This window comes from Kribbella amoyensis (genome assembly GCF_007828865.1).
Taxonomy (GTDB): Bacteria; Actinomycetota; Actinomycetes; order Propionibacteriales; family Kribbellaceae; genus Kribbella; species Kribbella amoyensis.
On record NZ_VIVK01000001.1, the window covers coordinates 3,363,412 to 3,375,274 of the forward strand.

Sequence of the window (11,863 nt, forward strand, 5' to 3'; positions counted from 1 at the left end):
CCTCAGAGCACCCGGCCCTCCGGGGTGACCGAGCCGTCGGCCGTCGCGATCCGCGCGTACACGTGGTCGTTGAACTCGTCCACCTTCGCCTTGATCCGGGCCGGACCGAGGTCGAGCTGTTCCAGGATCGTGAACCGGCCGGGCCGGGTCTGCGGCGCGTACTCGACCACGGCCGCGAACTCCTCCAGGCCGAAGCCGAGATCGGCCGGCCGGACCGGCAGCCCGTGCCGGTGCAGGCAGTCCACCGTCGTCCGGAACATCTCCTCCTCGTCGCGCAGGAACCACGCGAACGCCGCGCCGACGCCGACCTGCTCACCGTGGAACGCGCGCCGGTCCGGGTGCAGCAGGTCGATCGCGTGCGAGATCTCGTGACACGCGCCCGACGACGGCCGCGACGTCCCGGCGACCACCATCGAGATCCCGGACAACACCAGGCCTTCGGCGAGGGTGGCGAGGAAACCGTCGTCGGTGACGCCGCCCGGATGGTTCACCACGGCCTGCGCGGACGTCCGGGCCAGCGAGACCGCGAGACCGTCCATCTCCTCGCCCTGCAAGGCGTGCGCGGCCTCCCAGTCGGCGACCGCGGACAGGTTCGAGACGATCTCACCGATCCCGGAGCTGACCGATCGCGGCGGTGCCTGGGCGATCAGGTCCAGGTCGACCAGGACGGCGATCGGCGCGGGCACACCGTACGATCCGCGGCCGGCGTCGTTGTCCAGGGTGCTGATCGGCGAGGCGACGCCGTCGTGGGCGAGGTTGGTGGCGACCGCGACCATCGGCAGCCCGAGCCGCGCGGCCGCGAACTTGGTCACGTCCAGCACGGTGCCGCCGCCGATCCCGACGATCGCGTCGTAGCGCTGCTGCCGGATCTGCTCGACCAGCTTGACCGCGGTGTTGATCGTGCCGCCCTCGACGGTGAACCAGTCCGCCTCGACCAGGTCGTGCTCGAAGGTCCGTTGCACGATCGGCCCGTGCGTCGGTCCGACCGCGATCGCGACCCGGCCGGAGGTGGAGATCCGCTGGTCGGCCAGGATCGCGGCCAGCTCGGACAGCGCGCCGCGGTGCACCTCGACCACCAGCGGCGCGGTGACGAACCGGGCTAGGAGGGGCATACGATCTCGCGGGCCCGGGCCAGGTCGGCGTGGTTGTCGATCTCGACCCAGTCCACCGTGCCGATCGGGGCGACGTCGATCCGGAACCCGGCGTCCACGAGCACCTGGTAGCCGTCCTCGTAGTACTGGTCCGGGTCGCGCTCCCAGGTCTCGCGGAGGGCCGCTGCGAGCTCGTCGGCGGCGTCCGGCTCGATCAGGGTGACGCCGATGTACTCCCCGGTGGCGGTGGCCGGGTCCATCAGCTTGGTGATGCTGCGGACCCCGGTCGCCTCGTCCCAGACGACCTTCATCTCCTCGTCGGCCAGCGGTTTCACGGTGTCCAGCGCGAGCACGATCCGGCGCGCGTCGCCGCGGGCCGCGAGCAGGATGCGCTCGACCGAGGCCGGGTGCACGGTGTCGCCGTTCGCCAGGATCACGCCCTGCTTCAGCAGGTCACGGGCGCACCACAACGAGTACGCGTTGTTCCAGATCTCGGCCTTGTCGTTGTGCACCAGCTCGAGCCGGACGCCGTACCGGTCCTGCAGCTCGGCGACCCGGGCCTCGATGGCGGCCGCGGCGTACCCGACCACGACGGCGACGTCGGTGACGCCGACCTCAGCGAAGTTCGCCAGCGTCAGGTCGAGCGGAGTGGTCTCGGGATCGATCGGGACCAGCGCCTTCGGCAACGTGTCCGTGTAAGGGCGCAACCGGCGGCCGGCACCGGCGGCGAGGACTAGTCCGATCATTGCCTGATGGTACCGGCTGAGGCCGGTTTGACCAGGGGTTCGCGAGGCCCGCGGGCGCTGCTTCCGGCGGGGTTCCGAGGACCGCGCGGGGTGCTGGCAGGATAGACGCCATGACATGGCTGGTGACTGGTGGTGCCGGGTACATCGGGGCGCACGTGGTGCGCGCTTTCGTCGCGGACGGGATCGACGTCGTCGTGATCGACGACCTGTCCAGCGGGAAGCTGGAGTTCCTGGTGGAGGGGGTCCCGTTCGTCGAGGCGAACCTGCTCGACACCGACACGGCGCGCAAGACGCTCGACGGGGTCAGCGGCGTGGTCCACCTCGCCGGGTACAAGTACGCCGGTGTCTCGGTCGAGAAGCCGATGCACACCTACACGCAGAACATCTCCGCGATGGTGTCGCTGCTCACCGCGATGGCCGACACCGGCGTCCGCAACATCGTGTTCTCGTCCAGCGCCGGCGTGTACGGCACCCCGACGGACGAGGTGGTCACCGAGCGGACCGCGCCCGCCCCGGAGAGCCCGTACGGCGAGACCAAGCTCGTCGGTGAGTGGCTGCTCGCGGACCAGGCCAAGGCGGTCCCGCTGAACCACACCTCGCTGCGCTACTTCAACGTGGTCGGCTCGGGTGACCCGAAGGTGTACGACGCGAGCCCGTACAACCTCTTCCCGATCGTCTGCAACCTGCTGACCCAGGGCAAGATCCCGCAGATCTACGGCACCGACCACCCGACCCCGGACGGCACGTCGGTCAAGGACTACGTGCACGTGGCCGACCTGGCCCGCGCCCACGTCGCCGCGGCCCGCGCACTCGACTCGGGCAAGCAGCTGGAGACGGTCTACAACCTCGGCAGCGGGACCGGGACGAGTGTCCGCGAGATCATGGACGCCGCCCGCCGGGTGACCGGGATCGACTTCACCCCGACCGAGGGTCCGCGGCGTCCCGGCGACCCGTCCCGGGTGGTCGCGTCCGGCGAGCTCGCGGCGCGCGATCTGGAGTGGAAGAACACGCACACCGTGGACGAGATGTTCGCCTCCGCCTGGGAGTCCTGGCCGAAGTCCTGAACCAGGATCAGCGGCTCGCGGCCGCCCAGGTACGGCTCAACCGGGTGATCAGGGCCGGGTCGATGGTGGGCGGCTTGGTGGGCTGAGGGACGTACTGGCGGCGGGCGATCCGGCCGAGCGGGATGACGCCCACCTTGTCCCCGCCCTGGCTCGCGGAGAGGTTGATCGTGACCGTCGCCGGCAGCGTGGCCATCGCCTTCAGGGCACTGGTCAGGTCGGCGTCGGAGATGTCCTGGGCGATGCTCAGATTGGCGGCCCGCGGACCGATCTGGACCTCGGTCACCCCGGCCAGGTCGGCGATCGCGGCGTGGATCCGGTACTCGGCGTCCTGGTCGTAGGGGGAGCCGCGGAAGACGGCGGTGGGCCGGCGGCCGGGGTACTCCGACGGCCGCCGGACCAGCTCGATCGGCACGTACGCGTCCCGGATCCGGCGCAGGGTCGCGACCGCCCCGACGTATCCGGCGCGGTCCTTGACCCGGACCGAGGCGAGGTCCGGCTTCCCGCCGTCGTCGCGGAACTCCAGACCGGTGACACCGGCAACCTTCGCCAGTTCGGTGGCGAGCCGGCGGTGCTCCTGGGTGAGGGCGGCCGCGAACACCGTCGCGGGCGCGTGCACGATGCCCCACCCGACCTCGAGCCGCTCGAACAGCTCGGCCTTCGGCGGTGCCTCGAGCAACGCGTCGAGGGTGAGGTCGGTCGCGGCGAAGTGGATCCCGGCCTGGCGTTCCGGGAACGACAGCCAGCCGACGACTCCCGGGTACCGCGCCTGCAGGTCCGCGAAGTACTGGGTCGCCTTACGGTCGAGCCGGAAATCGGCGTACGGACTCTCCGCCCACTCGACGACGGCCTGCCGATCGGCGGACTCGACCCGATGTGTCCGCCGGTCCTTCGACACCGGTGCCGCCGCCTCGAACCCGAGCGCGACCGCCGCCACCGCCGACGCGGGCGCCGTGACCACCTGCCCGGACGCGCCGTACGTCACCGCCGTCGCGCGACCGTCCCGGCGTAACCAGAGCGCCCGTTCGAGGTCGGTGTCCCGCTTCGTCACCGGCGACGGATAGAACCGGCCCCGGTACCCGTCGAGCTCGACCTCGATGCTGTTGAGGTAGTCGCCACGCCGCGACTCGAAGTCCTTCTTGACCTTGCCGGTGAGCGCGTTGACCGCGTCGTCGGCCAGCCCCTTCGTCAACCTGAGCAGGATCAAGTCGTCCTGAGGATCTGTCGCGGAAGTGATGACCTCGGCCCGCTCGACCCCGTCCAGCCCCCCGAGCCACTCCAGCCGATCCCGCGCCATCGCCTCGGGACCCTTCTCCCCACACCCCGCCACAGCCCCGAGAAGAATCCCACCAGCCAATGCCCCGAACCCCCGTCGGCTGATCCACATGCGCCGATTCTGAACTACTTCCGGGTCAGTTCCCGGCCTGCAGGGATTGGGCGATGAGGGTTCCGACTTGGTCCAGTTCGATCAGGAAACCGTCGTGGCCGTAGGCGGAGTTGATGAGGTGGACCTCTGGTTTGGCGGGATGAGCTTCGGCCAGTTCCTGGGTGAGGTGGGGTGGGTAGAGGCGGTCGGTGGTGACTGCTGCGAGGACGAGGGTGGCTTTGAGGGCCTGCAGTGTTCGGGGGAGTGGGCCTCGGGATCTGGTGAGGTCGTGGGTGTTCATCGCGCGGGTCAGGGTCACGTACGAGCCGGGGTCGAAGCGGCCGGCGAGTTTGCCGGCGTGGTGGTCGAGGTAGGACTCGACGGCGAAGCGGCCGGTGGCGTCGGGCTGGACGGTCCGGCCGAAGCGGGTACCGAGCTCTTCCGCGGAGCGATAGGTGATGTGGGCGATGCGGCGGGCGATGCCTAGTCCTTGGAGAGGCGCGCGGCCGGTGTCGTAGTAGTCGCCGCCTTGCCAGTCGGGATCGGACTCGATCGCCGCCAACTGTGGTGCGCACCAAGCGATCTGGTCGGCGGTCGCGTACCCCGTGGACGCGAGCACGATCGCGGTCCGCACCCGATCGGGGAACAGGAGCGGCCATTCGAGTGCACGCATGCCGCCCATCGAGCCGCCGATCACCGCGGCCCAGCGATCGATCCCCAGGACGTCGGCGAGGGCGGCCTCCGCCGTCACCTGGTCCCGGATCGTGATCGCGGGGAATCGGCTGCCCCACGGACGTCCATCGGGTGCGGGTGAGGACGGCCCTGTCGTTCCTTGGCAGCCACCGAGGACGTTGGCCGCGACCACGTACCAGTCGCGCGGATCGACGTACCGGCCTTCGCCGATCAGACCGTCCCACCAGCCCGGGGTGGAGTGTCCCGGGCCGGTCGGGCCGACGACCTGCGCGTCCCCGGTGAGGGCATGACAGATCAGCACGGCGTTGTCCCGGGCGGCGTTCGGCCGGCCCCAGGTCTGGTAGGCGATAGTTGTCCCTGGCAACGATGCGCCGGACTCCAGCGGGAGGTCGCCGACGGCCGCGAAGAGCCGCCGGCCGGCAGGATCACCCACCCGCCACCCACCGGCCACCTGACCTGGTGAGTGGATCGCCCGCCGCGCGTCCGCCGCCTCCGCATCCGCCGTACCCAGCGGTGCGGTCCGCGGCCCTGCCTGGTGAACAGGGCCGTGGTCAGGTGGATCGGGCGCGTCCTGCCGGCGGACGGCCGCCTGGGCGTCGGTGGGCCGTGGCCGGGCACCGACGGTCCGCTCCCGGGCGGGATCGGGTGGGTGATCCTGGTTCATGGGAGGGTCAGGCGGACTTGGCGGCGGCGAAGCCGGTCTCGAGGTCGGCGAGGATGTCCTCGACGTGCTCGATCCCGACCGCCAGCCGGACCAGGCCCGGCGTGACCCCGGAGGCCAGCTGGTCCTCGGCGGACAATTGGCTGTGGGTCGTCGAGGCCGGGTGGATCACCAGCGACCGGACGTCACCGATGTTGGCCACGTGGCTGTGCAGCCGCAGCGCGTTCACGAATTGCTTGCCCGCGTCCACGCCACCCTTGATCTCGAACGCGATCACCGCACCCGCACCCCGCGGCGCGTACTTGGTGGCCAGCTCGTACCACGGCGACGACGGCAGGCTCGCGTACGCGACGCTCTCCACCTCGTCCCGGTCCTCCAGCCACTGCGCGACCTTGAGCGCGTTGTCGACGTGCCGCTCGATCCGCAGCGACAACGTCTCCAGGCCCTGCGCGATCAGGAACGCGTTGAACGGCGACACCGCCGGACCGAGGTCGCGCAGCCACTGCACCCGCGCCTTCAGGATGAACGCGAGGTTGCCGAGGTCCGAGCCGACGCCGAGGTCGCGGGCGTAGGTGAGCCCGTGGTAGCTCGGGTCCGGCCGGTTGAACCCGGGGAACCGTTCGGGGTCGGCGGCGTAGTCGAAGTTGCCCGAGTCAACGATCGCGCCCGCGATCGCGGTGCCGTGGCCGCCCAGGTACTTCGTCGCCGAGTGCACCACGACGTCCGCGCCGTGCTCGATCGGGCGGATCAGGTACGGCGTCGCGACCGTGTTGTCGACCACCAGCGGGACACCGGCCTCGTGCGCGACCCCGGCGACCGCGGCGATGTCGAGGATCTCGCTCTTCGGGTTCGCGATCGTCTCGGCGAAGAAGACCTTGGTGTTCGGCTCGACCGCGCGCCGCCAGGACTCCAGGTCGTTCGGGTCGTCGACGAACGAGACCTGGATGCCGAGCTTCGGCAGCGTGTAGTGGAACAGGTTGTACGTCCCGCCGTACAGGCTCGGGCTGCTGACGATGTGGTCGCCGGCCTCGGCGATGTTCAGCAGGGCCAGGGTTTCGGCGGCCTGGCCGGACGACACCAGCAGCGCCGCGGTGCCGCCTTCGAGACTGGCGATCCGCTGCTCGACCGCGTCCTGGGTCGGGTTCTGGATCCGGGTGTAGATGTTGCCGAACTCCTGCAGCCCGAACAGGCTCGCCGCGTGGTCGGTGCTGTCGAACGTGTACGACGTGGTCTGGTAGATCGGCAGCGCCCGCGCCTTGGTGACCGCATCGGCGGTCTGGCCGGCGTGGATCTGGCGGGTCTCGAACGACCAGCTCGGGGTGGTGTCGGTCATCTGGCGATCCTGTTCTCGGGACGTCACTGAATGTGTTTAAAGACAATAGGCTTACTGCACATTCAGTCCCGACGCCGTCCACGATGTGAACAGCGCGGTGGATCAGCCCTGGTCGGCCGGCCCGGACGGGGTCAGGTCGAGGATGGGCGGGCCGGCCAGCACGCCGCCTTCGACCGGCAGGGTGACGCCGGTGATCCAGGCCGCGTCGTCGGAGCCGAGGAAGGCGACCGCGGCCGCGATGTCCTCGGGCTCGCCGATCCGGCGCAGCGGGTACATCTTCACGAACCGGTCCAGGGTGCCGGGCTGGTTGTCCCAGTTCGGCGTCCGAATGGTGCCCGGGGCAACGATGTTGAACCGGACGCCGCTGCCGCCGTGCCGGACGGCGAGGTTCTTGGTCATCGCGATCTGGCCTGCCTTGGCCGCGGAGTACTCCACGTTGCCGAACGCGGCCAGCCCGTTCACCGAGCTGATCGTGACGACGTTGCCGCGGCTGTTCTGCAGGTGCGGGAGTGCGGACTGGATGCACTGCGCGGCGCCGACCAGCGTGAGGTCGAGCTGTCGGTTCCACTCCTCGACGGTGGTCTGCTCGGGCGCCGTGGACACGACGCAGCCGCCGGCGTTGTTGACCAGGAGATCGAGCCGGCCGAACCGCTCCACCCCGGCCGCGACCGCCGCGTCGATCTGGTCCCGCTGGGTCACGTCGACCTTGGCTGCCAGCGCCCGGTCCGGCCCGAGCTCGGCCACCAGCGCGTCGATCTTGTCCTGCTGCAGGTCGGTGACGATCACGGCGCCGCCCTCGGCCGCGATCCGGCGGACGACCGCCGCACCGATGCCCTGCGCCCCCGCCGTGACCAGCGCGACCCGACCCTCGAACCGTTGCACCATGCTCTAGTCCTCCACCACTCGATCGACCTTCTCGTCCGCGATCCGCCGCTCCAGCTTGTCCTCGGCGAGGTTGCGGCAGAGCACGATGGAACCACCTCCGGCGATCACGCCGACCAGCAGGCCGATCCCGGCCGGCGCGACCAGGTCCTGGCGAACCAGGACGCGCTCGGAGATCGGTACGGCGGCCGCGATCAGGTCCGCGTGCGAGGTCCCGTCGTACGCCGGGCTGCCGGGCGTCGGGGGATCGAACGGGACGAAGACGTCGCCGTGGTTGTACACCTCGGCGCCGTAGTCGTGGACGCCGTCGGGGACCGGGTCGCGGAAGCGGCCGCCCAACGGCAGCAAGGCGGACGCGATCGTCTCCCGGCCGCCGCGGACCGCGAAGTCGGGTCCGGTGATCGCGAGGTCGCCGGTGCCGGTGCTGATCGCGGCGCCCGCGGACCAGGTGGCCAGCGCCCAGACGACGCCGAGCCAGTGCGGCGGCAACCCGATCGCGACGGTCTCGCTGGGCTCCAGGTCGTACTCGTCGACCAGCAGGTTCGCCGTCTTGGCGACCCAGTTGGCGGTGGTGAGCGCGCTCAGCTCGATCCGTTCGCCGGACGCGTCGTCGTAGTAGGTCAGGAACGGGCTCGCGCCGTCGCGGCGGACGGCGGCGGTGAACAGTTCGGGCAGGGTTCCGGCCATGGCGGCCACCCTACTTTCGATCTCCAACGGCTGGTCCTCAGGCGGGCGACTCCATCCGGCGCCAGTACCCGCAGAAGTAGATCTGGAGTTTCTCCAGGCCCCGCTCGGCCACCAGATGGCGGCGGACCGAGGTGACGAGCGAGGACTCGCCGGCCACCCAGGCGTACGCCCTGCCGGTCGGAAGCGCGGTCTGCCGGAGGCGGCGCAGCAGCAGGTCGCCACCGCCGGGCGGGGTGTCGCCGCGATGCAGCCAGTGCAGCCGGACCCCGGGGTGGCGGGGGATGGCGAGTTCGTCGTCCCGATCGCCGACCTCGACGAACGCCAGCGCCCGCTCGTCCGGGCGGAGCTGCTCGATGATCGCCGCGATCGCCGGCAGCGCGGTCTCGTCGCCGACCAGCAACTGCCACTCGGTGTCGTCCGGCGGGCGGTAGTCGGCGCCGTCGCTCAGGATGCCGAGCACGTCGCCGGGCTGGGCGCTCGCCGCGAACGCCGACCCCGGACCGGTGCCGTGCAGCACGAAGTCGATGCCGAGCCGGCGGGCCGTCGGATCGAAGGCGCGGACGGTGTAGTTCCGCAGGATCGGCCGGATCGCCGGATCCAGCTCCTGCAGCTCCGGCCACCAGCGGTCGGTCTTCGGCAGCACCAGGTCGGCGCCGGGAGCCGGCGGCAGGAAGATCCGGACCAGGTGATCGGGACCGGCGTAGTCGAAGCGGTTCAGCTCCGGAGCCGTGACCGTGACTCGCACCAACTGACGGGTCAGCCGGGTCACCGCGGTGACCCGGGCGGGAAGGGGACGACGCACCAGCTCCATGGCGATTAGGTTAGCCTTGGCTAAGTCGTCGAGTCCATGCCCATCGGGGTCCCGAGGTGTGGGGGCGGCGCGCGAGTAAGGTCAGGCCATGCTGATCCTGGCGGGGCTGGCCTTGATCCTTGCCCTGACTGTTGCCACCGGCTACTTCGTGGCGCAGGAGTTCTCCTACGTCGCGGTCGACCGGAGCCGGCTGCGGGGTCTCGCCGACGCCGGTGATGCCGCCGCGGCCCGGGCGCTCAAGGTGACGTCGCGGTTGTCGTTCGTCCTGTCCGGTGCCCAGGTCGGGATCACGGTCACGGGCCTGCTCGCCGGGTACGCCGCCCAGCCGTACCTGGGCGAGGGGCTGGAGAAGCTGCTCGGGACCGCGGGACTGCCGGCCGGGCTGAGCCTGTCCCTGTCCGTACTCCTGGCGTTGCTGTTGGCAACCATGATCCAGATGGTGCTCGGCGAGCTGGCCCCGAAGAACCTGGCCATCGCCCGGGCCGAGCAGCTCGCGCTCCGGCTGTCCCGGTCCACGCTGCTGTACCTGACCGTGGCCGGGCCGTTGATCCACCTGTTCGACGCCGCCTCGAACCGGATTCTGCGCCGGGTCGGGATCGAGCCGGTCGAGGAGCTGCCGCAGGGCGCGACCGCGCAGGACCTGGACCGGATCATCGCGTCCTCGTACGAGCAGGGCCTGCTCGACCGCGACACCACCCGGCTGCTGGACCGCGGGCTGGACTTCCGCGGCCGGATCGCCGGGGAGGTGATGATTCCCCGCGTCGACGTGGTCACCGTGCACGAAGGCGAGCCGCTGACCCGGGTGGTGGAGCTGCTCGACACCGGGCACAGCCGGTTCCCGGTGATCGCGTCGTCGGTCGACGAGGTGGTCGGCGTGGTCGCGGTCGGCGACGTCGTCGAGGTCGATCCGGACGAGCGCGGGAACCTCACCGTGGGGTCGCTCGCGGCGGCGCCGGTGGTCGTCCCGTTCACGTTGCACCTGCCCGCGGTCCTGGAGCAGCTGCGGACCACGCACCGGCAGCTCGCGATCGTCGTGGACGAGTTCGGCGGGTTCGCCGGGGTGGTGACGCTGGAGGACATCGCCGAGGAGCTGGTCGGCGAGATCCGGGACGAGGACGACCTGCCCGAGGCCGACCTGGTCGCGAACGCCGACGGCAGCTGGACGGTCCCGGGCCGGTGGCGGCTGGACCAGGTCGAGGAGGCGATCGGGATCACGCTGCCGGACGACGAGGACTACGACACCGTCTCGGGTCTGGTGATGGCCCAGCTCGGCCGGCTGCCGGTGGTCACCGACGAACTGGTGATCCGGCTGCCACCACGGATCGGCCATGACGGCCGGCCGGTCCCGGTCGAGCGAGTACGGCTGAAGGTCCAGACCGTCGAACGGCACGTCGCCGGTCTCGTCGTGGTGGAGCGGCTGGCATGAGTACGCCCGTCGCGTTGCTGATCTCGGTCCTGTTGCTGGCCTGCAACGGGTTCTTCGTCGCGGCCGAGTTCGCGCTGGTCGCGGCCAAGCGGCATCGGCTGGAGCAGGCGGCCGCGTCCGGTAGCCGGTCCGCGCGGGCCGCGATCGCGGGCGTGAGCGAGTTGTCGTTGATGCTCGCCGGCGCCCAGCTCGGCGTCACCCTGTGCACACTGGGACTCGGTTCGTTGTCGGAGCCGGCGGTGGCGCATCTGCTGCACCCGCTGTTCGAGCTGATCGGCCTGCCGGAGAGCGCGGGGCACGTGATCTCGCTGATCATCGCGGTGGCCGGGATCGGGCTGCTGCACGTCCTGCTCGGCGAGATGGCGCCGAAATCGTGGGCGATCAGCGACCCCGAGCGGGCCGCGTTGCTGCTGGCGTTGCCGTTCCGGGCGTTCACCTGGCTGCTCCGGCCGCTGCTGATCGTCCTGAACTGGCTGGCGAACGGCGTCGTCCGCGCGCTCAAGGTGACCCCGCAGAACGAGATCGCCAACGCGCACGGGCCCGAGGAACTGCGGCTGCTGATCGAGTCGTCCCGCGAGCACGGCACCCTCGAAGCACCCGAGCACGCGCTGCTGACGGCGATGCTGGCCCTGCAGAACACCACGGTCGAGCAGGTGATGACGCCGATCGGCGAGCTCGCGACGGTACCGGCCGAGGCGACCGCGCGGGAGGTCGAGCGAGCCAGCCGGCAGCAGGGCCGGTCCCGGCTGGCCGTGGTCGCGCCGGGCACCTCGATGATCTGCGGCATCGTGCACGTCCGGGACGCGGTCCGCGCGACGACGGGCGGCGGCCAGACGCTGCGGACCGCCGACCTGATGACCGAGCCGCTACGGCTGCCGTCGACGACGCCGGTGGCCGCCGCGATCCGGGTGATGCGGGAGAAGCGGTCCCAGCTCGCCGTGGTCGAGGACGCCGGGCACGCGGTCGGCGTGGTCGCGCTGGAGGATCTGCTGGAGGAGGTGATCGGTGAGTTCGACGACGAGACCGACCCGATCGTCTCGGCCGCTCGCCGCCCGATCCCGCCGCCGCCCGAAGGCTGATCGACCACTGGTGTGGCGTTCCCACCC

Annotated in this window: 11 protein-coding genes; 3 read left to right on the top strand and 8 right to left on the bottom strand. The window is 70.9% G+C overall.

Annotated elements, in window-relative coordinates:
- Positions 1 to 2: 2 nt before the first annotated feature.
- Complete coding sequence (locus tag FB561_RS16015) at positions 3 to 1,112, bottom strand: iron-containing alcohol dehydrogenase family protein (protein WP_145807466.1); 1,110 nt, start codon at positions 1,110 to 1,112, stop codon at positions 3 to 5.
- Positions 1,100 to 1,837, bottom strand: a complete 738-nt coding sequence (locus FB561_RS16020; RefSeq protein ID WP_145807468.1) for a phosphocholine cytidylyltransferase family protein — start codon at positions 1,835 to 1,837, stop codon at positions 1,100 to 1,102. The genes FB561_RS16015 and FB561_RS16020 overlap by 13 nt, the downstream gene beginning before the upstream one ends.
- Positions 1,838 to 1,947: 110 nt before the next feature.
- On the opposite strand from FB561_RS16020, the gene galE reads away from it, so the two are divergent.
- Positions 1,948 to 2,901 (top strand): UDP-glucose 4-epimerase GalE, encoded by a 954-nt coding sequence (galE, locus tag FB561_RS16025; protein WP_145807470.1) that lies wholly within the window; start codon positions 1,948 to 1,950, stop codon positions 2,899 to 2,901.
- A 7-nt stretch (positions 2,902 to 2,908) separates the two neighbouring features.
- On the opposite strand, the gene FB561_RS16030 is transcribed toward galE, so the two are convergent.
- The 6 genes from FB561_RS16030 to FB561_RS16055 form a co-directional block, all read right to left on the bottom strand.
- Entirely contained in the window at positions 2,909 to 4,195 is a 1,287-nt protein-coding gene (locus FB561_RS16030; protein ID WP_145807472.1) for a hypothetical protein, read from the bottom strand.
- 115 nt (positions 4,196 to 4,310) lie between these two features.
- Positions 4,311 to 5,621, bottom strand: a complete 1,311-nt coding sequence (metX, locus tag FB561_RS16035) for a homoserine O-acetyltransferase MetX (RefSeq protein ID WP_145807474.1) — start codon at positions 5,619 to 5,621, stop codon at positions 4,311 to 4,313.
- A 7-nt stretch (positions 5,622 to 5,628) separates the two neighbouring features.
- The gene (locus FB561_RS16040; protein ID WP_272952545.1) at positions 5,629 to 6,978 is read right to left on the bottom strand and encodes a bifunctional o-acetylhomoserine/o-acetylserine sulfhydrylase; all 1,350 of its coding nucleotides are present in this window, start codon (positions 6,976 to 6,978) and stop codon (positions 5,629 to 5,631) included.
- 75 nt (positions 6,979 to 7,053) lie between these two features.
- Complete coding sequence (locus FB561_RS16045) at positions 7,054 to 7,836, bottom strand: SDR family NAD(P)-dependent oxidoreductase (RefSeq protein ID WP_238334839.1); 783 nt, start codon at positions 7,834 to 7,836, stop codon at positions 7,054 to 7,056.
- A gap of 3 nt (positions 7,837 to 7,839) precedes the next feature.
- Positions 7,840 to 8,520 carry a TIGR03089 family protein gene (locus FB561_RS16050; protein WP_145807478.1) on the bottom strand — a complete coding sequence of 227 codons (681 nt, stop codon included), beginning with the start codon at positions 8,518 to 8,520 and terminating at the stop codon, positions 7,840 to 7,842.
- A 37-nt stretch (positions 8,521 to 8,557) separates the two neighbouring features.
- On the bottom strand, positions 8,558 to 9,331 hold the full coding sequence (locus FB561_RS16055) for a siderophore-interacting protein (RefSeq protein WP_145807480.1): 774 nt from the start codon (positions 9,329 to 9,331) through the stop codon (positions 8,558 to 8,560).
- An 88-nt stretch (positions 9,332 to 9,419) separates the two neighbouring features.
- On the opposite strand from FB561_RS16055, the gene FB561_RS16060 reads away from it, so the two are divergent.
- Positions 9,420 to 10,757 (top strand): hemolysin family protein, encoded by a 1,338-nt coding sequence (locus FB561_RS16060; RefSeq protein WP_145807482.1) that lies wholly within the window; start codon positions 9,420 to 9,422, stop codon positions 10,755 to 10,757.
- Entirely contained in the window at positions 10,754 to 11,836 is a 1,083-nt protein-coding gene (locus FB561_RS16065) for a hemolysin family protein (RefSeq protein ID WP_145807484.1), read from the top strand. The genes FB561_RS16060 and FB561_RS16065 overlap by 4 nt, the downstream gene beginning before the upstream one ends.
- Positions 11,837 to 11,863 lie beyond the last annotated feature (27 nt).